The sequence below is a fragment of the Acidovorax delafieldii genome (assembly GCF_007993815.1).
GTDB lineage: Bacteria > Pseudomonadota > Gammaproteobacteria > Burkholderiales > Burkholderiaceae_C > Acidovorax > Acidovorax delafieldii.
Genome location: NZ_VJWE01000013.1, coordinates 166,245 through 190,593, shown reverse-complemented (window position 1 = coordinate 190,593; position 24,349 = coordinate 166,245). Strand labels below are relative to the sequence as shown.

Sequence of the window (24,349 nt, the reverse complement as noted above, 5' to 3'; positions counted from 1 at the left end):
TGACATGACGCTTGTGGCGATTCGCGTAGATGCATCTGCGAACATGGGCACCGGTCACCTAACGCGTTGCCTGTCATTGACGCACGCGCTCCTAGAACAAGGTGCTCAGGTCATACTGGTAACGCGCGCTCTGGACGCTGTAGCGGCGCAGGTGTTGTCGCGTGAAACGCCTTGCTGTTTGCACTGGTTGCCTGCACCCAGTGGCGACACTTCGACCAATACAACCGCCACGCCACATGCTGCATGGGCACGTGTTTCGTGGTTTCAGGACGCCGAGGACACCGCGAACGCCCTGCGAAGCAAGCAACCCGACTGGATTGTGGTAGACCACTATGCCTTTGATGCGCGCTGGCATGAGACTGTTCGTACATCCCTCGGCTGCCGCCTGTTAGTGATTGACGACACCGCAGACCGTGCAATAAGTGCCGATGTCTTGCTGGACCCCAACTGGGCGCCCGACCACCGTGCCAAATACGCGGGTCGGCTGGCGTGCGAGTCGCGCTGGTTGGCTGGTCCGCGTTACGCTTTGCTCTCACCCGCATACCGGAGAGGGTTGCGCTACGCCTACCAGCCCAAGGTGAGCAGCCTTGGTATCTTCATGGGAGGAACCGACCCGGAGGGCGTGTCGGCCCGCGTGTTGGATGCCTGCAGGGCAGCAGGTTTTGTCGGACTCATCGAGGTTGTGTCCACTTCGGCCAATCCGCGCCTGGACGCGCTGCGTGAGGTTTGTGCCGCGGACTCCAGCGTCATGTTGACAGTAGATCAATCCGATCTCTCGGCCTTCTTCGCACGCCATGACCTGCAGATCGGCGCTGGTGGTGGGGCGACCTGGGAGCGTTGCTGTGTCGGTGCCCCCACCGTCGCCTTGGTCATGGCGGCCAACCAATCGGCTGTGGTGGCTGGTCTGGCAGAACTGGGCGCGGTGCGTTCCGCCGATGAAGCGACCCTGCCGGGCGTGCTGCGTGAACTTATCGCGGATCCCACTGCACGGCTTGTGCTTTCTGAGCGTGCGGCAGCACTGGTTGATGGCCGTGGCGCCCAGCGCGTGGCTCTGATGCTTCTGCGCGACCATCTGCAACTGCGCCCCGCCACCCCCGACGACGCCTCGCAGTTGCATGCGTGGCGTAACCACCTCTCTGTGCGCGTGGTGTCGGTCTCCCAGGACACAATCGCCTTTGACGCGCACCAGCGCTGGCTGCACGCCGTGTTGGAGAACCCTGCGCGCTGGTTGTTCGTTGCCCAGATCGGCCAATTGTCCGTGGGCAGCATCCGTTTCGACTGGCTCGACAGCGGACATGTTGAGGTTTCGCTCTATACCGACCCAGACCTGCAAGGCCTGGGCCTGGGGCAGCGACTGCTGGCGGCCGGTGAACAGGCGCTGCTTGCGTTGCACCCCGGCGGCTTCACCTTGGAGGCACAGGTCCTGCCTGGCAACACCGCATCACAACGTCTGTTTCAGGTTGCTGGATACCATTGGGGGCCTTTGCGATACCGGAAATTGGTTGGCCCATTGCCTGCCTCGGAATACACCGAATCATGAAAATCCTCGATCGCACCATAGGCCTCTGCCAGCGCCCCTATCTCATCGCGGAAATGTCTGGCAACCACAACCAGTCGCTGGAACGTGCGCTGGCCATCGTGGATGCCGCCGCCGCGCACGGTGCTGACGCCATCAAGCTGCAGACCTACACCGCCGATACCATGACGCTGAACCTGTGCATGCCCGGCTTCACGATTGACGACCCCAAAAGTCTATGGGCGGGGCGCCAGTTGTACGAGCTGTATGCGGAAGCCCATACCCCTTGGGAATGGCACGTGCCAATCATGGAGCGCGCTGCCAGCCACGGTGTGCATTGTTTCAGCACACCGTTCGATTTCAGTTCGGTAGACTTTCTTGAATCGCTGAATGTGCCGGCATACAAGATTGCCTCGTTCGAGAACACCGACCTGCCGCTGATCCGCCGCGTGGCGGCTACCGGCAAGCCCATAATCATGTCCACCGGCATGGCCACGGCAGGCGAGATTGATGAGGCCGTGCGCGCTGCGCGCGACGCCGGATGCCGTGACCTTGTGCTGCTCAAGTGCACCAGCACTTACCCGGCGAGTGCCGACAACACCAATATTTCGACCATCCCGCACATGCGCACTCTGTTCGGCTGCGAAGTCGGTCTGTCGGATCACACCCTGGGTTGCGGCGTGGCGGTGGCGGCTACAGCTTTAGGCGCAACGGTGATCGAAAAGCACTTTACTCTGCACCGCGCCGACGGTGGCGTAGATTCTTCTTTCTCGATGGAGCCTCAGGAGCTGCGTCAGTTGCGTGAAGAGACTGAGCGTGCTTGGCAGGCACTGGGGCAAGTGAGCTACGGCCCTACAGCAGCCGAGATGAGGTCACTTGCTTTTCGCCGATCGCTCTACATCGCGAAGGACTTGCAGGCCGGTGAGGTGCTCACCTCTGAAAACTTGCGCTGTGTGCGGCCCGGATTCGGTCTCGCGCCCAAGCATCTGGGCAGCCTATTGGGTTTGTCCATCGGACAAGATGTGAAGGCCGGCACCCCCATGGCATGGTCGCTGCTAGGTGAAGGCCAGGACTCGTGAGCGCCGTGCTACCCTGTGTCACGCAACCGATATGCCCGTGAGCAGTGTGCAGCCTATGAGCAACCGTTGGCTGCAGCTGCCGATCGACTTGGCACTGGTTGCACTTGGCTGGTGGCTTGCGTTTTGGCTCCGCTTCAACCTCGAGACACCCGATGAATTCCAGGCCATGATGGTTGACACCCTGCCATGGCCGTTGCTCGGGTTTGGTACGAGTCTGCTGGTATGGGGGGTGTACCGCCACATCTGGCGCTATACCAGCGTGGCCGAACTCACGCGCCTTGTATATGGCGTGGTGTTCGCCGGTTTGTTGTCTGCGTCTGCAGTGCTGATGCTGCGAGTCGGGTCCTTCCCGCGCTCGGTGCTGCTGTTGCATCCCATGTTGGTGTTGCTGCTTTTGGGCGGTGCCCGCATCAGCGCCCGACTATTGCTGGTCAACCGTGGGCAAAGTGCACCTACCGGCAAGCCCTTGCTGCTGGTGGGTTCGGTTCAAGACGCGGCAGCGGCACTGCCTGCGTTGCGCGGGGCGCGGCTGTGGTCGCCGGTGGGTATCGTCAGTCCCATCGCCGCCGAAAAAGGCCGCAGCCTGCAGGGACTGAGCGTGCTGGGAGGTTTGGGCGACCTCTCCCATATTGCTGCGCGCACCCAAGCGGTAGCCGCCCTTGTGGTCTTGGCCGCAGGGTCTGATGCCCGGCGAGAAGTGCTCATGGGTGCTAGCGAAGCGAGTCTGCCCCTTTTGACAATGCCGCGGCCGGACGAGTGGCTGCGCGCTGAAGATGGTCAACCTAGGCGTATCGAGCTGGAGGACTTGCTGGGTAGAGCGCCTGTGGCGCTGGATGAAAAGGGCCTGTCTGATCTCATTACCGGAGAGACGGTGCTGGTCACCGGTGCAGGAGGTTCGATTGGATCTGAATTGTGCCGCCAGATTGCGCGCTTTGGTGTTGCGCGGCTTGTGTGTGTTGACGTGTCCGAATACGCCATCTACCAATTGGAGCAAGAGCTACGCAGGGCTCATCCCCAAATGCAAGGGCTTTACTACACCGCCAACGTCCGAGAATATGAGCGATTGCTTGCCATTGCTCAGCTCCACCGACCGACGGTGGTATTTCATGCTGCCGCCTACAAGCATGTTCCTTTGATGGAGTCTTTGAACGAGGTGGAAGCCCTGCGCACCAATGTGTTAGGAACGTTGAATGCTACTCGCGTCGCTGGCGCTGTCGGAGCTACGCGTTTTGTGCTGATATCCACCGATAAAGCGGTCAACCCGACCAATGTCATGGGTGCGAGTAAACGGCTCGCTGAACTGGTTATGCAGTCGGTGGCTAGCGAATGCGAAAGCACGCGTTTTGTGGCCGTGCGTTTTGGAAACGTGTTGGGTTCCAGTGGCTCGGTTGTTCCGTTGTTTTCTGCTCAGATCGCACGTGGCGGTCCTGTAACAGTCACGCATCCGGACATTGTTCGTTACTTCATGACGATTCCGGAAGCTGCCCAACTGGTTCTGCAGGCTGGTTTGATGGGGCAATCAGGGCAGATTTTTGTGCTGGATATGGGGGAGCCCGTCAAAATCCTTGATCTCGCGAAGATATTGATACGGTTGTCTGGCAAAAACGAGCAGGAAATTCCTGTGGTGTTCACAGGGCTCAGACCCGGAGAGAAACTCTACGAAGAGCTTCTTGCCAATGGCGAAACCACTATTCCGACACCACATCCCAAACTGCACGTAGCCAAAACCAGCTCACCGGGCCGCCTGAACCCTGAGACGGTCTGCAGCGATATTGAGAGTTTAGGGGTTGCCCCGGCAGCTTCGTCGCTGCGTGCCTGGCTCCAGAGTCTGGTACCTGAATACACAGTCCGTTGACTCAGGCTGCGGCCTGTGTCTCTCGCGCTACTGCGCGATCCCCGTCCGCTCCAGCACATCCCCCACCAGTTCCAGGCGGACCAGGGGGTTGTCTAGCTCCATCAGTCGCTGTTTCAGCTCCAGTGGCACTGGCAGCAGTTCGCACCATCGGTTCGCCACCCAGCCGCAATCGTTCAGTTGTGCTGCCGTGGGGGTGATCAAGTGGGGCATGTCTGGGTCGCGTACCTGCAGCGTGTGCAAGACCTGCGCCAATGCAGTTGACGCCTTTTTGAGATCGTCTGGAACCGGCACTGTCAGATCCTGTTCGACGTGATCGACGTCAGCAATCCAAAGGCCGTGCTGCAGGTGATGGCGCTGAGTGATACGAAAACGCTGGCTACCACGGCATAACAGGGTGACCAGTCCGGGCTGGGGTGTCTCCAATTGCTCGATGATGGCCAGGGTACCGATGTCGTTGAAGCGTTCTTCTGGCGCTCCGGCTTGGCGCACTTCCTGGCCTTGGGTGAGTGCAACCACGCCGAAGGGGGCGCCTGTCCGGTGGCACTTGCGCACCATGTCCAGGTAGCGCACCTCAAACACCCTCAGAGCTAGCACTCCGTCCGGGAACAAGACAGAGCCCAGGGGGAAAAGCGGCAGGGACGACAAGGTGAGGGGTGGGGTCATGGGCGCGCGGATGCCTTCGCCCGCTATCATCCCATGACACCGTCGGCTTTTGCTGCACACCACTGTTTTTGTCTCATCCATGCTCTATCAGATCGCCTCTTTCCTGCTCGATGTTGTTGGCGGCTTGCTGACCGGAGCCTGCCTTTTGCGGCTGTACATGCAGTGGCAGCGGGTGCCGTTCTCCAACCCGGTCGGTGGGTTGGTGTTTGCGTTGACCGATTGGCTGATCATGCCGCTGCGACGGGTGATCCCCCCTGCGGGGCGTTGGGATGTGTCCAGTCTGGTGGCAGCGATGCTGGTGCAGCTGGTGCAGTACGCGTTGTTGACGTTGCTGCTCGGTGCAGGATCGGCATGGGCGTGGTTGCCCTGGCTGGCATTGTTCGGGCTGCTGCGCGTGGCGGTCTCGGGGCTGATCGGCCTGCTGATTGTCTATGCCGTCCTGTCCTGGGTACAGGGTGGCCGTTCACCGCTGGCGGATGTGATCGCGCGCCTGTGTGAACCCGTGTTGCGTCCTTTTCGGCGCGTCATTCCGCTGATGGGCGGCTTCGACCTGTCGCCATTGGTGGCGCTGGTGGCGCTGCAGGTCGTGATGATTGTTCTGGGTCATTTGCAGGCCAGTGTGATGCGTTAAGCATCCCAAAGGCCCGATGCGCTAGCCAAGTATGCTCTGTTTGCTATTGAAAATATAGCAATGGCGTGGTGAGGCCTCACTCAGTCCCCTTTTCGGGGACCGGGTATTTACATCACCGCGTCAGCAGGCAGTCGTTGCAGCATAGCCAAACTGCTGGCCACGGTGTTGCGCAGTTCGCGGCGGTCGCAGATGAAGTCCACCGCGCCCTTGGTTTGCAGGAACTCTGCACGCTGGAAGCCCTCGGGCAGGGTCACACGCACGGTGGATTCGATCACGCGCGGGCCAGCAAAGCCGATCAGCGCCTTGGGCTCGGCAATCACGATGTCGCCCACAAAGGCAAAACCTGCGCTCACGCCACCCATGGTGGGGTCGGTCAGCACACTGATGTAGGGCAGGCCCTTCTTGGCCAGGCGGGTCAGCGCTGCGTTGGTCTTTGCCATCTGCATGAGCGACAGCAGGCCTTCCTGCATGCGTGCGCCGCCGGTGGCGGTGAAGCAGATGAAGGGCACCTTTTGCTCGATGGCGGTTTCCACGCCACGCACAAATCGCTCGCCCACCACGGACCCCATGGAGCCGCCCATGAAGTCGAACTCGAAGCAGGCGGCGACGACGTTGATGCTCTTGACCGCGCCGCCCATCACGATGAGGGCGTCGGTCTCGCCGGTGTTCTCCAGGGCTTCCTTCAGGCGCTCGGGGTACTTGCGGCTGTCCTTGAACTTGAGCGCGTCTACGGGCAGCACTTCCTGGCCGATTTCGTAGCGGCCTTCAGCATCCAGAAATGCGTCCAGTCGGGCGCGCGCACCGATGCGGTGGTGGTGGCTGCAGTGGGGGCACACATTCTGGTTGTGCTCCAGGTCGGCCTTGTAGAGCACCGTCTCGCAGCTCGGGCACTTGATCCACAGGCCTTCGGGCACCTGACGGCGCTCGGTGGGGTCGGTTTGCTGGATTTTGGCGGGCAGAAGTTTTTCGAGCCAGGACATGGTGTTCTCCTCTTCAGTGGCGCGACCTGCTACAAAGCCCGTAGGCGTTTGCGGGGCAGGCCGGGTGTGAATCTGTCGGCGCACCCCGCAGGATGCGCCGGGCTGCATTATGCGACTAGGCGTCCAGGGCCTTGCGGATGCCGCGCAGGAAGTCGATGGTCAGGGGCACCACCTTGGCGTGCTCCTGGTCTTCAATCAACTGGATGATGCGGCTGCCGATGACCACGGCATCGGCCACCTTGCCGATGGCCTGGGCGGTGGCGGCGTCGCGGATGCCGAAGCCCACACCCACCGGGATGGTCACGTGCTGGCGAATACGGGGCAGCATCTGCTCCACGGCCGCCGTGTCCAGCGCGCCTGAGCCGGTCACGCCCTTGAGCGACACGTAGTACACATAGCCGCTGGCCACACGCGCCACCTGGGCCATGCGTTCATCCGTGCTGGTGGGGGCCAGCAGGAAGATCAGGTCCATGCTGTGCGCGCGCAGGCTGGCGGCAAAGGCTTCGCATTCTTCGGGCGGGTAGTCCACGATGAGCACGCCGTCCACGCCCGCAGCGGCAGAGTCGCGCACAAACGCACCTTCGCCGTGCTTCTGGTCGTAGCGTTCCACAGGGTTGGCATAGCCCATCAACACCACTGGCGTGGTGCTGTTGCGCTTGCGGAACTCACGCACATGGTCGAGCACCTGCACCATGCCAATGCCCAGGCTGAGGGCTTTTTCACCCGCCTTCTGGATCACCGGGCCATCGGCCATGGGGTCGGAAAAGGGCACGCCCAGCTCGATCACGTCGGCACCGGCCTCGACCATGCCGTGCATGAGCGCGGGGGTGATGTCGGCAAACGGGAAACCGGCGGTCACATAAGGAATCAGCGCCTTGCGGCCCTGTGCTTGCAGGGCAGAAAAGGTGGATGCGATACGGCTCATTTATTTCACCACCTTGATGGGTTGCTCGCCGCCCTTGACGGACTGCCCCTGGCAGCTGGGTCGGCAGTAAAAGTCGGCGCCACTGAGATCGGCCACAGTACCAATGTCCTTGTCGCCCCGGCCCGAGAGGTTGACCAGGATCGACTGGTCTGGGCGCATGGTTTTGGCCAGCTTCATGGCGTAGGCCACGGCGTGACTGGATTCGAGTGCGGGGATGATGCCCTCGGTGCGGCAGAGGTAGTGGAAGGCGTCCAGCGCTTCCTGGTCGGTGATGCCGACGTATTCGGCGCGGCCGATTTCCTGCAACCAGGCGTGCTCCGGGCCCACGCCGGGGTAGTCCAGGCCTGCGCTGATGCTATGGGTTTCGGTGATCTGGCCGTTGTCATCCTGCAGGATGAAGGTGCGGTTGCCGTGCAGCACACCCGCGCTGCCCTTCTGCAGCGATGCCGAGTGTTTGCCCGACTCCAGGCCTTCGCCCGCTGCCTCCACGCCGATGAGGCGCGTTTTCTCGAAAGGGATGTAAGGGTGAAAGATGCCCATGGCATTGCTGCCGCCGCCGACACAGGCGATCACGGCATCGGGTTGCTGGCCCAGCACCTTTTGCTCGGCCAGCATGCTGGGCATTTGCTCAATGCATTCCTTGCCGATCACGCTCTGGAAGTCGCGCACCATCATGGGGTAGGGGTGCGGGCCCGCCACCGTGCCGATGATGTAGAAGGTGTTGTCCACATTCGCCACCCAATCGCGCATGGCGTCGTTCAGGGCGTCCTTCAAGGTCTTGCTGCCAGACTCCACGGGCACCACCGTAGCGCCCAGCAGTTTCATGCGGTACACGTTGGGGCTTTGGCGCTTCACGTCTTCGGCACCCATGTAGACAACGCATTCGAGCCCGTAGCGCGCGCAGATGGTGGCAGTGGCCACGCCGTGCTGGCCCGCACCCGTCTCGGCAATCACGCGGGGCTTGCCCATGCGCTTGGCCAGCATGGCTTGGCCGATCACGTTGTTGATCTTGTGCGCGCCTGTGTGGTTCAGGTCTTCGCGCTTGAGATAGATCTGCGCGCCGCCCATCTCGCGGCTGGTGCGCGCTGCATGGTAGATGGGGGAGGGGCGACCCACGAAGTGCTTGAGTTCGTAATGGAATTCAGCCAGAAATTCAGGGTCGTTCTGGTAGCGCGCGTAAGCCTCGCGCAGCTCCTGGATGGCGTGGGTCAGGGTTTCGCTGACGAAGCTGCCACCATACGGGCCGAAGTGGCCGGAAGCATCAGGTTGCTGATAGGAATTCATGGGGGTTCTTTGCAAGTTGTGCATCGGCCGCACGCACGGCGGCAACGAAGCGTTGGATCTTCACGGCGTCCTTGATGCCCTTGACGGGTTTGCCATCAGGACCATCGGTTTCGACGCCGGAACTGACATCAACCGCCAGCGAGAGACCCCGCGGGCGGACTTGCAAAATGCCATCGGTCACGTTTGCAGGCGTGAGTCCACCAGACAAAACGAGGTGAGAGCTGACGCTTGGTGGAAGGAGTGACCAATTGAATGCCTTGCCGCTGCCGCCAAAACCTTCGACATGGGCGTCGAGCAGGATGGCTTGGGCGTGAGAGTAATCGTGGGCGTATTTTACGAGGTCAAACTGCGCCGCTCCATCTCCGAGGGGAATTCGGGCGGCTCGCAGGTAGGGGCGTGCCCCCTGGTGGGTGGCCGCCATGCAGTCCTGTGGCGTCTCATCACCATGGAATTGCACTGTAGCGCCAGCAATCATTGCACTGGCTGCTATCACATTAGGAGTGGATTCGTTCACGAACAGCAGCACGGGCGTGACAAACGGCGGCAGGCGCCGTGCCAACTGCGCGGCCCGCTGGGGGGTGACCGACCGTGGGCTGGGGGCGTAGAGTACAAAACCCACCGCATCGGCGCCCGCAGCCACAGCTGCATCCACGTCTTCCTCGCGGGTCAGCCCGCAGATCTTGATGCGGGTGCGTACGTTGGCAGACGCCTGGAAAGGAGCGTGGAGGCGTTGACTGACGGCGGGGGCCGTTGTGGTCGGTGTAGTGGCCTGGTTCATGGAAGCCAATCATACGCAGCCGTGCGCTGGGGTAGCCCCCAGGCGGCGTCGTAGACGGGCCCTTGAAAGTACAACCCGTCTGGCGAGAATGTCGGCGCAGCCATCTTGCGGGACCGGGCTGCCAGCACCTCGGCCATCCACTCGGGAGGCTGCGTGCCCTGGCCGATGGTGATCAGGCAGCCCATGATGTTGCGGATCATGTGGTGCAAGAAGGCGTTGGCTTCGAATTCAAAACGCCAGTAACAGGGGCTCCAGCCCAGTTCGGGGTGCGGTGTGTCCGCCCCCCGTCGCACGATGTCGATGCGTTGCAAGGTCTTGACCGGGGTCTTGGCCTGGCAGGCGGACGCGCGAAACGAGGTGAAATCATGCTCGCCGATCAGGTAGTCGGCCGCCTGCCGCATTGCGTCATGGTCTAACGGGTGAAACACCCAGCCCACCCGCCCGGCATCCACGCTGGGCCGCACCGGCGATTGCAGAAGCACGTAGGCATAGCGCCGGGCCACGGCGCTGGCACGCGCATGAAAGTGGTCTGGGACGGCCTGAGCCCATTGCACCGCGATGTCGGAGGGCAGGAAGGTGTTGGTACCCCGGACCCAGGACGCCGCGGGCCGGTTCAGCGGGGTGTCAAAGTGCACCACCTGCATCAGGCCGTGCACACCCGCATCGGTACGGCCTGCGCAAAGGGTGCTGACCGGATGCGTAGCAAAGCGGCCCAGGGCCGCTTCGAGTTTGTCCTGCACGGTGTTGCCAGAAAGCTGGCTCTGCCAGCCACTGTAGGCCTGGCCGTTGTAGCTGACACCCAGCGCCACCCGGGTCACGGGACGGCCTGGGGACGTGCTGGGGGTTAAATCAGCGGAGGGGCCGAGCGGCATCAGCCCAGTTCGGCCAGCATGCGCTGGGCGCGGGTCTTGAGGGCGCCGCTGGACTCTGCCACCACCTCTTCAATCAGCGTACGAGCGCCGTCGGTGTCCCCGATGGCGTTGAACTCTTCGGCCAGCGCAAGCTTGGTGGCCAGCGGGTCGTCCTGCGCTGCGGCCGATCCATCGTCGGTGAATTCCGGTGCGGGAGCCGCCGGGGCCTTGGCGGCGGGAGCTGCCATGGGCTTGGAGGGGGCGTTCAGGTCCAGCGACAGGTCGCCCAGATCAAACTCCATAGGGCCGGAGTCTTGGGGCTCGCCATGGAGAGGCATGGGGCCGGACGGCGCCATGGTCAGGTCGTCGCTGCTGGGGAAGTCCAGATTGGCCACTGGAGGCGGCGCCATCATGGGACTCGGAGCGGTTTCCTGACTGCTCCACGCGGCCGTGGGCTCGTCGGGGATGCTGGGCAGATCCAACTCGGGGCGCAGCGTCTGTGGTTCGCTGGCTTCACTGCGGTTGTTGGCCGCAGCAGCCGCAGCAGCCGCAGCAAAACCACCGGCTGCAGCGGGGGGGGCGTCCGTCAGCGCGTCATCGGGCAGGTCCAGATCCAGGTCGAGGTCCAAGTCTGGGGGCGGGGCTGCGGCAGGGCTGCCTGCACCAGTGAAGGTGCTGGGGAACCCGCCCGGTGGCACGGAGGGTGATTCATCCTCGGCCATTCCGGGGCGGCCGCCAGGTTGGTACAGGCGGTTTTCGGGCTCCAGGTCACGCCCGAGTTCGGCAATGTGGTTCCAGTCAGGCCCTTCGCCCTGGGTTAGCTTGAACACTTCGCCTGCGACGGCCTCAAGGGCTTTGCGGTCCTGGCGCTTGGCGTAGATTTCACCCAGCTTGACGTGCACTGAGACGCGGCCCGGGTTGTGGCGCACGGCTTCTTTCAGGATTTCTTCGGCCTGGAGATCGCGGCCGTAGGCCAGATAAACGTCGGCTTCGGCCACGGGGTCCACGTCACCGCCGGCGTCCAGTTGGCTGGGTGAATAGGCCATGGACGAGCCAGTGGTCATATCGCTGTTGGCCGTGTCTACACGCTGGCCGCCGCTGGCACCAAAAAACGAGTCGGGTTGAATGCGGCTTTCCAGGAAGGAGCTGTCCACCCCACCGTTCTGTCGACGGCGCTGGACCAGGCGGTAAGCGCCAAATCCGAGCAGACCCGCCACCAGGATGCCGCCGCCAATAGGCAGCAGTGGGTCGTCCATAAGGGTGGACAGGAAACCGGGCTCCTCGACGGGGGCCGGAGCAGGTTTGGGTGTGGGCGCTGGTTTGGGGGCCGGTGCGGGTGCAGACGCCTCCGTGGCGGGTGCCGAGGCGGCCGCTTCTGCTGCCACTGCGGTGTCTGGCGGGGTGCTCGCGGCCGCTGCGGGGGCGGATGCCGGGGCTTCGGGCGCCGGCGGCGTGGTCGGTGTTGCCGGGACGGCTGGGGCCTGCACAGCCACCCCCGCAGGTGCGCTGGCTGCACCCGCTGCGGCGGGCGCAGGGCTGCCTCCGGCGGCTGCAGAGGCTGCGCTCAGCTTGTTGAGGTCGGTGATGTTCTTGGACAACTCTGCCATCCGCGTGGCGGCTTCGCTGGCCTGTTTGTCCTTGGCGACTTGCTCTTCGGCTGCCTTCTGGCCTTTGACGGCCCCCTTGGACAGGGTGAGCTTGTCGGGCGCTGCGGTCGCGGGTTTTTTGTCTTCTACGCGCGTCTGTACGGTGCCAGAAGCGGAGCGCTGGGCAGCCGCCACTTCGGTCGAAGGAGCCGCACCCGCGAGCTTGCGGCGGAAGTCGTTGAAGTCACGGGCCTGTGCGGCCAGAATCTGACGTGCTTCGGGGGCTGTGGTGGATTGCGCTGCGGCCTGGTCGGGCATTTGCAGCACGGCACCTGCCCTCAGGCGGTTGACGTTGCCCTGGATGAATGCGTCCGGGTTGGTACGCATCATGGCGACCAGCATCTGGTCGAGCGAAACGCCTGCAGGCTTGTACGCGTTCGCGATGCGGCCGGCGGTATCGCCGGCCTGTACCGTCACGCCATCTGCGGGGGCCGGGCGTGGGGCTGCCGCACGGGGTGCGGGTGCAGCGGCGGTTGCCTCGCTGGCACGGGCTGTGGCTGCGGGGCGCGTTGCAGGGACCTGGGGCGCCACCGGGGCAGAAATTTGGGGCGCTGCTGTGACGGCAGGGGCTGCGCGGCGCATGCTTGGCGGGTCAAACAGCATGGTGTAGCTGCGAACGATGCGGCCTGAGCCCCAGTTGGCATCCAGCACCAAGTCCAGGAAGGGTTCGTTCACAGGCCGGTCGCTTGACAGGCGCAACACGGCGGTGCCGTCGGCGCGGCGCTGCAGTTGAATCTGCAGGTTGTTCATGGTTTGCGTGTATTCCATGCCCTGGGCACGGAAAACCTCAGGCGTGGCCGTCGTGGCACGCAGCGAGTCCGCTTCGGCAGGAGTGATCTGTGGCAGGTCGATTTCAGCGCGCAGCGGCTCGCCCAGGGCAGACTGCACGGTGATGCGGCCCAGTGCCAGCGCAGACGCGTCGCTGGTGTAGAAACCAGCGCAAGCCACGGCCGCGGCCGCCAGGACAGAAAATTTCCAACGATGCATGTTTGCCAACAACTGATTAGGATTTTTTGCGGCTCGGACGAGCGGTGCTTTTGTTCTCATGGTCTGATCCCCGCCCCGGCGCGTGAAAATATGTAAAAAGCACCATAGCATCAATGTTTTGCACTGACAAGCTGAGGTGGCTCCGAAGCTTTGAGTGGGGTCCCGGTGCCCCAAATTGGGGCATGCAGATGTTGCCAATTGCCAACGCAGCGTAACCGAGTGTGTCGATGTCTCAGGCGTAAAAAAGCGCGCGCAAGGGGGCTTGCGCGCGCTTTATGAAGTGAGACGATCAGGCGTTGAGCAAGATGCGCAGCATGCGACGCAGTGGCTCGGCGGCTCCCCACAGGAGCTGGTCGCCGATGGTGAAGGCGCCGACATACTCGGGGCCCATGGCCAGCTTGCGGATGCGGCCCACGGGGATGGTCATGGTGCCCGTCACGGCGACGGGTGTCAGGTCCTTGATGGTGGCTTCGCGGGTGTTGGGTACCACCTTCACCCACTCGTTGTCGGCGGCGATCATGGCTTCGAGGTCGGCCACGGGCACGTCCTTCTTGAGCTTGAAGGTCAGGGCCTGGCTGTGGCAGCGCATGGCGCCCACGCGCACGCAGAATCCGTCGACTGGAATGGCTGCGGAGTCAAAGCCTTCGCCCAGGCCCAGGATCTTGTTGGTTTCAGCCATGCCCTTCCACTCTTCCTTGGACTGGCCGTTGCCCAGGTCCTTGTCGATCCAGGGGATCAGCGAGCCACCCAGCGGCACGCCAAAGTTGGCGGTTTCTGCACCGGTCAGTGCGCGCTGCTTGGCGATGACCTTGCGGTCGATTTCCAGGATGGCGCTCTTGGGGTCGTCGAGCAGGGCCTTCACTTCGGCATTCAGCGTGCCGTATTGGGTGAGCAATTCGCGCATATGCTGCGCGCCACCGCCCGATGCCGCCTGGTAGGTCTGGGTGCTCATCCACTCGACCAGCCCGGCCTTGTACAGTGCGCCCACGCCCATCAGCATGCAGCTCACGGTGCAGTTGCCGCCCACCCAGTTCTTGCCGCCGTTGGCCAGCGCGTCCTTGATGACGGGCATGTTGACGGGGTCCAGGATGATGACCGCGTCTTTTTCCATGCGCAGGGTCGAAGCAGCATCGATCCAATGGCCGTTCCAGCCTGCGGCACGCAGCTTGGGGAAGACTTCGGTGGTGTAGTCGCCGCCTTGGGCTGTGATGATGATGTCGCAACGCTTCAAGGCGTCGATGTTGAAGGCGTCTTGCAGTGTGGTTTCGTTCTTGGCCTGCGCAGGGGCCTTGCCGCCGGCATTGGATGTGGAGAAGAACAATGGCTCAATCAGGTCGAAGTCTTTTTCCTCGACCATGCGGTCCATCAACACCGAGCCGACCATGCCGCGCCAGCCGACCAAACCTACCAACTTGCTCATTTCAACGCCCCTTTCAGATTAAGAAACAGTGCCAGACCAGACTGTTTGCCCCGGCTCGTCTGGCCGGGAGAGGGCGCACGACGGTACCGGAGCTGGATCAGCCCTTAATAATGGTCGTGGTTTTGGTGGTGATTGCGCGCACAGCCAAGCCTGCCAGGGCGGCAGTAGCGGTGTTCAGGTCGAACGGGCGGGCGGCAAACATGGGCATGATTGTAATGGATCGCGGCTTGCACGGGGCTTGCAGCGTTGCGGGAACGCCATGGCCCGCTCGGCGACGGCGCCCCTGGCGGGCTGGATGGGTGTGCGAGTCGGTCCGCGCCCATAAAAAAGGCGATCACAGAGGATCGCCTTTTGTGGATGCCACGCGCCGCCGCTGTGGGCAGCTCGGACGGCTGGGGTGATTTACGTCTGCAGCGCCTTCACCACCGCGTCGCCCATCTGCGCCGTGCCGACCTTGGTGGTGCCTTCGCTGTAGATGTCGGGCGTGCGCAGGCCCTGGGCCAGCACCTTCTGCACGGCGGCTTCGATGCGCTGGGCGGCGGCTTCCTGGTTCAGGCTAAAGCGCAGCATCATCGCTGCCGAGAGGATGGTGGCCAGCGGGTTGGCCACGCCCTTGCCAGCGATGTCGGGTGCGCTGCCGTGGCTGGGCTCGTACAGGCCCTGGTTGCTGCTGTTCAGGCTGGCCGAGGGCAGCATGCCGATGGAGCCCGTCAGCATGGAGGCTTCGTCCGACAGGATGTCGCCGAACATGTTGCCGGTCACCACCACGTCAAACGCCTTGGGGGCTTTGACCAGTTGCATGGCCGCGTTGTCCACGTACATGTGCTGCAATTCGACGTCGGGGTATTCCTTGTGCACGTCGGTGACCACGTCCTTCCAGAACTGGAAGGTTTCCAGCACGTTGGCTTTGTCCACGCTGGTGACCTTCTTATTGCGCTTGCGGGCGGCCTGGAAGGCGACGTGGGCGATGCGCTCGATCTCGGGGCGGCTATAGCGCATGGTGTCAAACGCTTCTTCGGCACCGGGAAAGTGGCCGTCCACTGCCGTGCGACGGCCGCGCGGCTGGCCGAAGTAGATGTCGCCGGTCAGCTCGCGGATGATGAGGATGTCCAGGCCGGCAATCAGCTCGGGCTTGAGGCTCGATGCACCCACCAGCTGCTCGTAGCAGATGGCGGGGCGGAAGTTGGCGAACAGGCCCAGGTTCTTGCGCAGGCCCAGGATGGCCTGCTCGGGGCGAAGGGGGCGGTCGAGCTTGTCGTATTTCCAGTCGCCCACGGCACCGAACAGAATGGCGTCGGCTTCCTTGGCGAGCTTGAGGGTGGATTCGGGCAGCGGGTGGCCGTGGGCCTCGTAGGCGCCGCCGCCGACCAGGGCCGATTCCATCTCGAACTTCAGGTCGAGTGCGTTGAGGACCTTGACGGCCTCGGCCACGATTTCGGTACCGATGCCGTCACCCGGCAGAACTGCGATTTTCATTGATTTTGCTTTGTTTTTGATAGCTGCTAGCGCATATGGATGTATCGCTTGCGGCCGATTGGGCTGAATTTTTGAGTTACGACACCATGGTGTGTGCCAGCCAGGGCTTGGTGGCAAGGCGCTGGGCTTCAAAGGCCTTGATCTTGTCCGACTGGCGCAGGGTCAGGCCGATGTCGTCAAAACCGTTGAGCAGGCAGTACTTGCGGAAGGCCTGCACGTCGAACGGGATCTCTTCGCCCTGGGGGCGCACGATGACCTGGCGCTCCAGGTCGATGGTGAGCTGGTAGCCGGGGAAGGCCAGCACTGCATCGAACAGCTGGGCCACCGTGGCCTCGGGCAGCACGATGGGCAGCAGGCCGTTCTTGAAGCAGTTGTTGAAGAAGATGTCCGCAAAGCTGGGCGCGATGATGGCGCGGAAGCCGAACTGATCCAAGGCCCACGGCGCGTGCTCGCGGCTGGAACCACACCCGAAATTCTTGCGTGCGATCAGGATGCTGGCGCCTTGGTAACGCGGCTGGTTCAGCACGAAGTCGGGATTGGGCTTGCGACTGGCGGGGTCCTGGCCGGGCTCGCCGTGGTCCAGGTAACGCCATTCGTCAAACAGGTTCACGCCAAAGCCGGTCTTCTTGATCGACTTGAGGAACTGCTTGGGGATGATGGCGTCGGTATCGACGTTCTCGCGATCCATGGGGGCCACAAGGCCCTTGAGCAAGGTGAATTTTTGCATGGCGGTATCAGTTACTTGGCGGCCCGCTCGATGGCGCTGCCGGCTTTGCCAATGTCCTGGCCCACACCCTTGACGGTGTTGCAGCCAGCCAGCACAAAGGCCAGGGACAGGGCGATGAGGGTGGCGGTCTTTTTCATGACAAGGCTCCTTCAGGCGGTTGGGGCAGTAGAGAGGACAACGGGCGGATGATGGGATGAATGATCAGCTCAGGTGAACTGGCGGATGTCCACAAAGTGGCCGTGCACGGCAGCGGCTGCGGCCATGGCCGGGCTCACCAGGTGCGTGCGGCCACCAGCGCCCTGGCGGCCTTCAAAGTTGCGGTTGCTGGTGGAGGCGCAGCGTTCGCCAGGCTCCAGCCGGTCCGCGTTCATGGCCAGGCACATGCTGCAACCGGGCTCGCGCCACTCAAAGCCTGCGGCCACAAAAATCTTGTCCAGGCCCTCGCGCTCGGCCTGCTCCTTGACCAGACCCGAGCCGGGCACCACCATGGCCAGCTTCACATTGCTGGCCACCTTGCGACCCAGGTTCTTCACCACGGCAGCGGCTTCACGCATGTCTTCGATGCGGCTGTTGGTGCAGCTGCCGATGAACACCTTGTCGATGGTGATGTCATTGATCGGCTTGCCGGGCTGCAGGCCCATGTAGGTCAGCGCGCGCTCGATGGCGCCACGCTTGTTGGTGTCCTTTTCCTTGTCCGGGTCGGGCACGCGGGCGTCCACGCCCAGCACCATCTCGGGGCTGGTGCCCCAGGTGACCTGCGGCACGATGTCGACCGCATCAAGCTTGACCACGGTGTCGAACTTTGCGTCGGCGTCGGAGTGCAGCGTCCTCCAGTACGCAACGGCCTGGTCCCATTCCACGCCCGTGGGCGACAGGGGGCGGCCCTTGACGTATTCAATGGTCTTGTCGTCCACCGCCACCAGACCCGCGCGCGCGCCGCCTTCGATGGCCATGTTGCACACGGTCATGCGGCCTTCCATGCTCATGGCGCGGAAGACGGAGCCTGCAAATTCAATGGTGTAGCCCGTGCCGCCGGCCGTGCCGATCTTGCCGATGATGGCCAGCACCACGTCCTTGGGGGTCACGCCTTTGGCCAGCGTGCCGTCCACCTGCACCAGCATGTTCTTGGCCTTTTTGGCCAGCAGGGTCTGCGTGGCCATCACGTGCTCGACCTCGGAGGTGCCGATGCCGTGGGCCAGGGCGCCAAACGCGCCGTGCGTGCTGGTGTGGCTGTCGCCGCACACCACCGTCATGCCGGGCAGGGTGGCACCGTTTTCAGGGCCAATGACGTGCACGATGCCCTGGCGCTTGTGCATGAACGGGAAGAACGCGGCGGGTGTGATCTGCGCGATGTTGTCGTTCAGCGTGGTGATCTGTTCTTTGCTGATCGGATCGGTGATGCCGTCGTAGCCGTTTTCCCAGCCCGTGGTGGGCGTGTTGTGGTCGGCCGTGGCCACGATGGAGCTCATGCGCCAGACCTTGCGGCCCGCTTCGCGCAGACCTTCGAATGCCTGAGGGCTGGTGACTTCATGCACCAGATGGCGGTCGATGTAGAGGATGGAGGTGCCGTCCTCTTCGGTGTGGACGACATGCTCGTCCCAGATCTTGTCGTACAGGGTGCGTCCCATGGCGTGGCTTTCTTTCTGCTTTCAGGTGGGTGATTGGATTTTAGTGTCGGGGGCCGGGTGCGCCGGGGCGGGTTCTGCCCGGGGTGAGAGGTGTTCCACCAGCAAACGCGCGGTGACGGGCAGGGCATCAAAGTCGCGGGCTACTACGCGCAGTTCGCGGTGGGCCCAGGCATCGCTCAGCGGAATGGCTTGCAGGTTGCCCACGCCGCGCATCAGCGCAAACGCCCGGTCGGGCAGCAGGCCCACGCCCAGGCCGTTGTCGATCATGCGGCACATGGCGTCCAGCCCCGTCACCTGGATGCGCTGGCGCAGGGGGCGCCCGGCGGCGGCGGCGGCTGCGCGCATGGCCAGGCTGATGCTGCTGTTGGCGTGCAGGCCCACAATGTCCCAGTCCAGGACTTCTTCAAAATTGATAGCATCCAGCGCAGATAAATCATGCGCTCGGGGCACAACCAGCACCAAATTGTCGGCGCGGTAGGGGCGGCTCTGCAGCTCCAGGACGCCGCCGCCGTTCGCCATGCCGATGTTGCAGATGCCCAGGTCGGCGGCCCCTTCTTGCACGGCGTGCAGCACATCGCTGGAGAGGTGCTCCTGCAGGTCGATCTTGATCTGGCTATGCTCGCGCGCAAAGGCGCCCAGGTCTTCGGGCAGAAACTGGAAGATGGCCGATATGTTGGCGTGCATGCGAACATGGCCGCGAACGCCGTCGGCGTATTCACTCAGTTCGCCCTGCATGCGCTCCAGGCCAAACAGCACGGTGCGCGCATGATGCAGCAGGCTCTCGCCAGCGGGCGTGAGCGTCACACCCCGGCTGTGGCGGTAGAGCAGGGCGGTGTCTACAGCCGTTTCCAGGTCCGACAGGCGCTTGCTGACCGCCGATGCTGCAATGAATTCGCGCTCGGCGGCGCGGCCGATGCTGCCCAGCTCGCACACCGCCACAAACAATTGCAGCGAGGTGAGGTCAATACGGCGCGCAAAACTGCGCTCGGAGCTTTTCATGGGGTTTTGACTTCTCATAAAGAGAAGGTTTCATATTTTCTCCCCATTGTCGGTGGTTTGTCATCGCGATACGCGATGGATGAGATGCCCTTCTGCGCAAGAGTGGCTCTCTGGAGTGCAGAAAGAGACCGAGGCTCAGGCCGCGCAGGTGCTGCCGTGCTCTGGCACTGAGGCCCGCCAGCGCAGTTCGTGTTCAATGCGCTGGCGCAGCAGGTCGGCGGCGCCCATTTCGCCATGCACCACATACACCTGGTCGGGCGCGTGGCCCATGCTGCGCAGCCAGGCGATGAGCTGGTTGCCGTCGGCGTGGGCCGATGCGGAAGACAACTTGACCACTTCGGCGCGCACGGCCACGTCCTGGCCGTGAATGCGGATGGTCTTTTCGCCCTCAGCCAGCCGCGCGCCGCGTGTGCCCGGCGCCTGGTGCCCGGTCAGAATGATCATGTTGCGGTGATCGCCAGCGTGCAGTGCCAGGTGGTGCAGCACGCGGCCCCCGGTAGCCATGCCACTGGCTGACAGGATGACCATGGGACCATGCAGTTTGGCCAGTCCTTTGGATTGGTCGGGTGTCTGGACCATGGTGGCGCCATGCTCTAGCGCCTGCACCTCGCGGCCGCTCAGGCGGTGTTCCTGCATGTGGTGCTGGAACAGTCCGGTGGTGCTCACGGCCATGGGGCTGTCGAGGAATACCTTGAGCGATGCTGGCACCACACCCTGCGCCTTCAACAACCCGATGGCGTGCAGCACGACCTGTGCACGGCCCACGGCGAAGACGGGCACCACGGCGATGCCCCCGCGTGCGGCCAGGCGCTGTAGGGCGGGGCCCAGTTCGTCGAGCAGACCTTCGGGCGGGTGCTCGCGGTCGCCATAGGTGGATTCGATGAGCACGGTGTCCGCCTGGGGCGGGGCGTCCGGTGGATTCATCAGCAAGTCGTCCGGCCGGCCCAGGTCGCCAGAGAACAGGATGCGCCTGCCGCCCACCTCCAGCAGCACGCTGGCCGCACCCAGGATGTGGCCTGCGGGCGAAAGGGTCACGCGCCAGCCGGGTAGGGGCTCGAAGGCCTTGTGGAAGGCATGGATCTGGAATTGTTTGAGGCAGTGCAGCGCGTCGAGCCGGGTATACAGGGGCAGGGCGGGGCTGTGGCTGCTGAGCTGGTGGCGGTTGAGGAAGGCCGCGTCCTCTTCTTGCAGGTGCCCGCTGTCGGGCAGCAGGATGGTGCACAGGTCACGTGTGCCCGGGGTGCAGTGGATGGCGTGGGTGTAGCCGTCGCGCGCCAGCAGCGGCAGGTAGCCGCTGTGGTCCAGGTGGGCATGGGTCAGCACCACGGCGTCGATCTGGTGCGGCGTGACGGGCAGGGGCTGCCAATTGCGCAGGCGCAACTGCTTGTAGCCCTGGAACAGGCCGCAATCGACCAGCAGGCTCTTGCCGTTGTAACGCACCAGGTACTTGGAGCCGGTGACGGTGCCGGAGCCCCCCAGGAAGGTGATGTTGACGTTCATGTGTCCAGACTCCCGGGTGATCATCGATGATGACCATCCTACTGGTCGGATTGCGCCTGCGGACGTTGCCAGGGGGTTTCTTGCCTTGCATCAAGAAAAAACCGCCTGCGGCCTTGGGGCTGCAGGCGGTTTTTGGCGGGAAACCCGCGCGTGATCAGCTGAAGAAGTTCTTCAGCCGGTCCGTCCAGCTCTCGCCGCTGGGCGAATGGCGTGCGCCGCCCTTCTTGAGGGAGTCTTCCAGCTCGCGCAGCAGCTTGCGCTGGTGTTCGGTGAGCTTGACGGGTGTCTCGACCGCAATGTGGCAGTACAAGTCACCTGGGTAGCTGGCGCGCACACCCTTGATGCCCTTGCCGCGCAGGCGGAACTGCTTGCCGGCCTGGGTGCCTTCGGGGATGTCGATGGCCGCCTTGCCCTGCAGGGTGGGCACCTCGATCTCGCCACCCAGCGCCGCTGTGATGAAGCTTACCGGTACCTGGCAGTGCAGGTCGTCACCGTCGCGTTCGAAGATGTCGTGTTTCTTCAGGCGGATCTCGATGTACAGGTCGCCTGGTGGGCCGCCGTTGGTGCCCGGCTCGCCGTTGCCGGTGGAACGGATGCGCATGCCATCGTCGATGCCGGCAGGAATCTTCACTTCCAGCGTCTTCTGCTTCTTGAGCTTCCCTTGGCCATGGCAGGTGGTGCAAGGCTCAGGAATGATCTTGCCCGTGCCACGGCAGTGGGGGCAGGTCTGTTGCACGCTGAAGAAGCCCTGGCGCATTTGCACGGTGCCCGCGCCTTGGCAGGTGCCGCAGGTCTTGGCGCTGGTGCCGGGTTTGGCGCCGCTGCCATGGCAGGTATCGCAGGTGTCCCAGGATGGGATACGAATCTGCGCGTCTTTGCCGCGAGCTGCTTCTTCGAGCGTGATCTCCATGGCATAGCTGAGGTCACTGCCACGGTAGACCTGACGTCCACCGGCGCCGCGCCCGCGCCCGCCTTGTTGGCCGAACATGTCGCCAAAGATGTCGCCGAAGGCTTCCGCAAAACCGCCAAATCCTTCCGCTCCCGCGCCACCAGGGCCGCGCATGTTGGGGTCTACCCCCGCATGGCCATACTGGTCATAGGCCGCACGCTTTTGGGGGTCCGAGAGCATCTCGTAGGCCTCTTTGGCCTCTTTGAACTTCTCTTCGGCAGGCTTGGCTGCGTCCCCCTGATTGCGGTCAGGATGGTGCTTCATCGCCAGCTTGCGATAGGCCTTTTTGATTTCTTCGTCCGAGGCGTTCTTCGGAACACCCAGGATTTCGTAAAAGTCTCGTTTGGACATAGTGATTCAGAACCCGGTTGGAACAGGAACGCCGCGCAGCCCCTGACGAGCATTGCGCGGCGGCTCGGGTCAACGGGGGCTCGTTCAGCCCTTCTTGACTTCCTTCACCTCGGCATCAACGACGTTGTCGTCGTCTGCGGGCTTGTTGGCTGCACCGGCCGATGCGCCTGCGGCGTCTGCACCACCGGCCGCCTGGGCGGCTTGCGCTGCCTGCGATTCGGCGTACATCTTCTCGCCCAGCTTCTGGCTGGCGGCCATCAGCGCGGTCGTCTTTTCGTCAATCGCGGCCTTGTCTTCACCCTTGAGGGCTTCTTCGAGGGCCTTCACGGCTGCAGCGATTGCGTCCTTTTCACCTGCGTCGAGCTTGTCGCCGTGTTCGGCCAGGCTCTTGTTGACACTGTGTACAGCGGCTTCACCCTGGTTGCGGGCTTGCACCAGTTCCAGCTTCTTCTTGTCGTCCGCAGCGTTCAGCTCGGCGTCCTTCACCATCTTCTGTATTTCTTCTTCCGACAGGCCCGAGTTGGCCTTGATGGTGATCTTGTTTTCCTTGCCGGTGCCCTTGTCCTTGGCGCCCACGTGCAAGATGCCGTTGGCGTCAATGTCGAACGACACTTCGATCTGCGGAACACCACGGGCTGCGGGTGGAATGCCTTCGAGGTTGAACTCGCCCAGCAGCTTGTTGCCGGTGGCCATTTCGCGCTCGCCCTGATAGACCTTGATGGTCACGGCAGGCTGGTTGTCATCGGCCGTCGAGAAGGTCTGAGCGAATTTCGTCGGGATGGTCGTGTTCTTGGTGATCATCTTGGTCATCACACCACCCAGGGTTTCGATACCCAGCGACAGGGGGGTCACGTCCAGCAGCAGCACGTCCTTGCGGTCGCCCGACAGCACTTGGCCCTGGATGGCTGCGCCCACGGCCACGGCTTCGTCAGGGTTCACATCCTTGCGGGGGTCCTTGCCGAAGAATTCCTTGACCTTCTCCTGCACCTTGGGCATGCGGGTCATGCCGCCGACCAGAATCACGTCATGGATGTCGGACACCGACACGCCCGCGTCCTTGATCGCCATGCGGCAAGGAGCGATGGTGCGCTCGATCAGCTCTTCCACCAGTTGTTCCAGCTTGGAGCGGGTCAGCTTGATGTTCAGGTGCTTGGGACCCGAGGCGTCGGCCGTGATGTAGGGCAGGTTGATGTCGGTTGCTGCCGAATTCGACAACTCGATCTTGGCCTTTTCGGCGGCTTCCTTCAGGCGTTGCAGGGCCAGGACGTCCTTGGACAGGTCCACGCCTTGTTCCTTCTTGAACTCGCCGATGATGAAGTCGATGATGCGTTGGTCGAAGTCCTCGCCGCCCAGGAAGGTGTCACCATTGGTCGACAGCACTTCGAACTGCTTTTCGCCATCCACGTCGGCGATTTCGATGATGGACACGTCGAACGTGCCGCCACCCAGGTCATACACGGCAATCTTGCGGTCGCCCTTTTCCTGCTTGTCGAGGCCAAAGGCCAAGGCTGCAGCGGTGGGCTCGTTGATGATGCGCTTGACATCAAGGCCAGCGATGCGGCCAGCGTCCTTGGTGGCCTGGCGCTGGGCGTCGTTGAAGTAAGCGGGCACGGTGATGACGGCTTCCGTCACGGGCTCGCCCAGGTAGTCTTCAGCCGTTTTCTTCATCTTGCGCAGGATGTCTGCGGACACCTGCTGGGCCGACAGCTTGTTGCCGCGCACTTCGATCCAGGCGTCGCCGTTGTCGGCAGCCACGATCTTGTAGGGCATCAGGTCGATGTCCTTTTGCACTTCTTTTTCGGTGAATTTGCGGCCGATCAGGCGCTTGACGGCGTACAGCGTGTTCTTGGGGTTGGTCACGGCCTGGCGCTTGGCCGAGGCGCCGACGAGGATCTCGCCGTCTTCCTGGTAGGCCACGATTGAGGGCGTGGTGCGTGCACCTTCGCTGTTTTCAATCACGCGGGTCGTGTTGCCCTCCATGATGGAAACGCAGCTGTTGGTGGTGCCCAGGTCAATGCCGATGATTCTTCCCATGATTTTTCTCCGAATGCTTGAATGGTTTGGATGGCTAGTAACTTGTGGATAACTTGGTTTGCTTCAAGTC

At 63.0% G+C, this 24,349-nt stretch carries 20 protein-coding genes; 4 read left to right on the top strand and 16 right to left on the bottom strand.

Annotation, left to right across the window (positions count from 1 at the left end):
* Positions 1-4: 4 nt before the first annotated feature.
* The 3 genes from pseG to ATF69_RS12940 are packed head-to-tail and all read left to right on the top strand — an operon-like array spanning position 5 to position 4,450.
* Positions 5-1,540 (top strand): UDP-2,4-diacetamido-2,4,6-trideoxy-beta-L-altropyranose hydrolase, encoded by a 1,536-nt coding sequence (gene pseG, locus ATF69_RS12950; RefSeq protein ID WP_146871220.1) that lies wholly within the window; start codon positions 5-7, stop codon positions 1,538-1,540.
* Positions 1,537-2,595, top strand: coding sequence for a pseudaminic acid synthase (gene pseI / locus ATF69_RS12945; protein WP_146871219.1), 1,059 nt, complete (start codon positions 1,537-1,539; stop codon positions 2,593-2,595). The genes pseG and pseI overlap by 4 nt, the downstream gene beginning before the upstream one ends.
* Before the next feature lie 55 nt (positions 2,596-2,650).
* On the top strand, positions 2,651-4,450 hold the full coding sequence (locus ATF69_RS12940) for a polysaccharide biosynthesis protein (protein ID WP_146871218.1): 1,800 nt from the start codon (positions 2,651-2,653) through the stop codon (positions 4,448-4,450).
* A 27-nt stretch (positions 4,451-4,477) separates the two neighbouring features.
* Here ATF69_RS12940 and ATF69_RS12935 read toward each other — a convergent pair whose 3' ends face one another.
* Positions 4,478-5,113, bottom strand: coding sequence for an LON peptidase substrate-binding domain-containing protein (locus tag ATF69_RS12935; protein ID WP_146871217.1), 636 nt, complete (start codon positions 5,111-5,113; stop codon positions 4,478-4,480).
* A 79-nt stretch (positions 5,114-5,192) separates the two neighbouring features.
* Here ATF69_RS12935 and ATF69_RS12930 point away from each other — a divergent pair, with 79 nt between their 5' ends.
* Complete coding sequence (locus ATF69_RS12930) at positions 5,193-5,744, top strand: YggT family protein (protein ID WP_146871216.1); 552 nt, start codon at positions 5,193-5,195, stop codon at positions 5,742-5,744.
* A 107-nt stretch (positions 5,745-5,851) separates the two neighbouring features.
* Here ATF69_RS12930 and accD read toward each other — a convergent pair whose 3' ends face one another.
* The 15 genes from accD to dnaK all read right to left on the bottom strand — a co-directional run bounded on the left by accD (position 5,852) and on the right by dnaK (position 24,279).
* Positions 5,852-6,724 (bottom strand): acetyl-CoA carboxylase, carboxyltransferase subunit beta, encoded by an 873-nt coding sequence (accD, locus tag ATF69_RS12925; RefSeq protein ID WP_015013229.1) that lies wholly within the window; start codon positions 6,722-6,724, stop codon positions 5,852-5,854.
* 115 nt (positions 6,725-6,839) lie between these two features.
* Positions 6,840-7,649, bottom strand: coding sequence for a tryptophan synthase subunit alpha (gene trpA / locus ATF69_RS12920; protein ID WP_056061439.1), 810 nt, complete (start codon positions 7,647-7,649; stop codon positions 6,840-6,842).
* Positions 7,650-8,933, bottom strand: coding sequence for a tryptophan synthase subunit beta (trpB, locus tag ATF69_RS12915; RefSeq protein WP_146871215.1), 1,284 nt, complete (start codon positions 8,931-8,933; stop codon positions 7,650-7,652).
* A complete protein-coding gene (locus ATF69_RS12910; RefSeq protein ID WP_146871214.1) occupies positions 8,911-9,711 on the bottom strand; it encodes a phosphoribosylanthranilate isomerase in 801 nt (266 codons plus the stop codon). Before ATF69_RS12910 ends, trpB begins: the two co-directional genes overlap by 23 nt.
* Positions 9,708-10,583 (bottom strand): tRNA pseudouridine(38-40) synthase TruA, encoded by an 876-nt coding sequence (gene truA / locus ATF69_RS12905; RefSeq protein ID WP_208758726.1) that lies wholly within the window; start codon positions 10,581-10,583, stop codon positions 9,708-9,710. The genes ATF69_RS12910 and truA overlap by 4 nt, the downstream gene beginning before the upstream one ends.
* Positions 10,583-13,195, bottom strand: a complete 2,613-nt coding sequence (locus tag ATF69_RS12900) for a motility hub landmark protein FimV (RefSeq protein ID WP_146871212.1) — start codon at positions 13,193-13,195, stop codon at positions 10,583-10,585. Before ATF69_RS12900 ends, truA begins: the two co-directional genes overlap by 1 nt.
* Positions 13,196-13,484: 289 nt before the next feature.
* Positions 13,485-14,615 carry an aspartate-semialdehyde dehydrogenase gene (asd, locus tag ATF69_RS12895; protein ID WP_056061454.1) on the bottom strand — a complete coding sequence of 377 codons (1,131 nt, stop codon included), beginning with the start codon at positions 14,613-14,615 and terminating at the stop codon, positions 13,485-13,487.
* Between the two features lie 402 nt (positions 14,616-15,017).
* A complete protein-coding gene (gene leuB / locus ATF69_RS12890) occupies positions 15,018-16,091 on the bottom strand; it encodes a 3-isopropylmalate dehydrogenase (RefSeq protein ID WP_146871211.1) in 1,074 nt (357 codons plus the stop codon).
* Between the two features lie 76 nt (positions 16,092-16,167).
* Positions 16,168-16,818, bottom strand: coding sequence for a 3-isopropylmalate dehydratase small subunit (leuD, locus tag ATF69_RS12885; RefSeq protein WP_146871210.1), 651 nt, complete (start codon positions 16,816-16,818; stop codon positions 16,168-16,170).
* Between the two features lie 11 nt (positions 16,819-16,829).
* The gene (locus tag ATF69_RS12880) at positions 16,830-16,955 is read right to left on the bottom strand and encodes an entericidin A/B family lipoprotein (RefSeq protein ID WP_005795904.1); all 126 of its coding nucleotides are present in this window, start codon (positions 16,953-16,955) and stop codon (positions 16,830-16,832) included.
* A 69-nt stretch (positions 16,956-17,024) separates the two neighbouring features.
* A complete protein-coding gene (gene leuC, locus ATF69_RS12875; protein ID WP_146871209.1) occupies positions 17,025-18,446 on the bottom strand; it encodes a 3-isopropylmalate dehydratase large subunit in 1,422 nt (473 codons plus the stop codon).
* Between the two features lie 21 nt (positions 18,447-18,467).
* Positions 18,468-19,445, bottom strand: a complete 978-nt coding sequence (locus ATF69_RS12870; protein WP_146871208.1) for a LysR family transcriptional regulator — start codon at positions 19,443-19,445, stop codon at positions 18,468-18,470.
* 135 nt (positions 19,446-19,580) lie between these two features.
* Positions 19,581-20,945: an MBL fold metallo-hydrolase gene (locus ATF69_RS12865; RefSeq protein WP_146871207.1), complete on the bottom strand. Its 1,365-nt coding sequence runs from the start codon at positions 20,943-20,945 to the stop codon at positions 19,581-19,583.
* A gap of 154 nt (positions 20,946-21,099) precedes the next feature.
* The gene (gene dnaJ / locus ATF69_RS12860) at positions 21,100-22,245 is read right to left on the bottom strand and encodes a molecular chaperone DnaJ (protein WP_056061470.1); all 1,146 of its coding nucleotides are present in this window, start codon (positions 22,243-22,245) and stop codon (positions 21,100-21,102) included.
* An 84-nt stretch (positions 22,246-22,329) separates the two neighbouring features.
* Entirely contained in the window at positions 22,330-24,279 is a 1,950-nt protein-coding gene (dnaK, locus tag ATF69_RS12855; RefSeq protein WP_056061472.1) for a molecular chaperone DnaK, read from the bottom strand.
* Between the last annotated feature and the right edge of the window lie 70 nt (positions 24,280-24,349).

What these genes read in the sequence shown, in the direction of transcription:
- ATF69_RS12910 (WP_146871214.1), bottom strand. Translation starts at nt 9,711, where the DNA reads ATGAACCAGGCCACTACACCGACCACAACGGCCCCCGCCGTCAGTCAA.
- pseG (WP_146871220.1), top strand. Translation starts at nt 5, where the DNA reads ATGACGCTTGTGGCGATTCGCGTAGATGCATCTGCGAACATGGGCACC.
- accD (WP_015013229.1), bottom strand. Translation starts at nt 6,724, where the DNA reads ATGTCCTGGCTCGAAAAACTTCTGCCCGCCAAAATCCAGCAAACCGAC.
- dnaK (WP_056061472.1), bottom strand. Translation starts at nt 24,279, where the DNA reads ATGGGAAGAATCATCGGCATTGACCTGGGCACCACCAACAGCTGCGTT.
- ATF69_RS12880 (WP_005795904.1), bottom strand. Translation starts at nt 16,955, where the DNA reads ATGAAAAAGACCGCCACCCTCATCGCCCTGTCCCTGGCCTTTGTGCTG.
- ATF69_RS12865 (WP_146871207.1), bottom strand. Translation starts at nt 20,945, where the DNA reads ATGAACGTCAACATCACCTTCCTGGGGGGCTCCGGCACCGTCACCGGC.
- asd (WP_056061454.1), bottom strand. Translation starts at nt 14,615, where the DNA reads ATGAGCAAGTTGGTAGGTTTGGTCGGCTGGCGCGGCATGGTCGGCTCG.
- ATF69_RS12900 (WP_146871212.1), bottom strand. Translation starts at nt 13,195, where the DNA reads ATGCATCGTTGGAAATTTTCTGTCCTGGCGGCCGCGGCCGTGGCTTGC.
- ATF69_RS12935 (WP_146871217.1), bottom strand. Translation starts at nt 5,113, where the DNA reads ATGACCCCACCCCTCACCTTGTCGTCCCTGCCGCTTTTCCCCCTGGGC.
- ATF69_RS12940 (WP_146871218.1), top strand. Translation starts at nt 2,651, where the DNA reads ATGAGCAACCGTTGGCTGCAGCTGCCGATCGACTTGGCACTGGTTGCA.
- ATF69_RS12870 (WP_146871208.1), bottom strand. Translation starts at nt 19,445, where the DNA reads ATGAAAAGCTCCGAGCGCAGTTTTGCGCGCCGTATTGACCTCACCTCG.
- leuC (WP_146871209.1), bottom strand. Translation starts at nt 18,446, where the DNA reads ATGGGACGCACCCTGTACGACAAGATCTGGGACGAGCATGTCGTCCAC.
- leuB (WP_146871211.1), bottom strand. Translation starts at nt 16,091, where the DNA reads ATGAAAATCGCAGTTCTGCCGGGTGACGGCATCGGTACCGAAATCGTG.
- ATF69_RS12930 (WP_146871216.1), top strand. Translation starts at nt 5,193, where the DNA reads ATGCTCTATCAGATCGCCTCTTTCCTGCTCGATGTTGTTGGCGGCTTG.
- trpB (WP_146871215.1), bottom strand. Translation starts at nt 8,933, where the DNA reads ATGAATTCCTATCAGCAACCTGATGCTTCCGGCCACTTCGGCCCGTAT.
- trpA (WP_056061439.1), bottom strand. Translation starts at nt 7,649, where the DNA reads ATGAGCCGTATCGCATCCACCTTTTCTGCCCTGCAAGCACAGGGCCGC.
- truA (WP_208758726.1), bottom strand. Translation starts at nt 10,583, where the DNA reads ATGCCGCTCGGCCCCTCCGCTGATTTAACCCCCAGCACGTCCCCAGGC.
- leuD (WP_146871210.1), bottom strand. Translation starts at nt 16,818, where the DNA reads ATGCAAAAATTCACCTTGCTCAAGGGCCTTGTGGCCCCCATGGATCGC.
- dnaJ (WP_056061470.1), bottom strand. Translation starts at nt 22,245, where the DNA reads ATGTCCAAACGAGACTTTTACGAAATCCTGGGTGTTCCGAAGAACGCC.
- pseI (WP_146871219.1), top strand. Translation starts at nt 1,537, where the DNA reads ATGAAAATCCTCGATCGCACCATAGGCCTCTGCCAGCGCCCCTATCTC.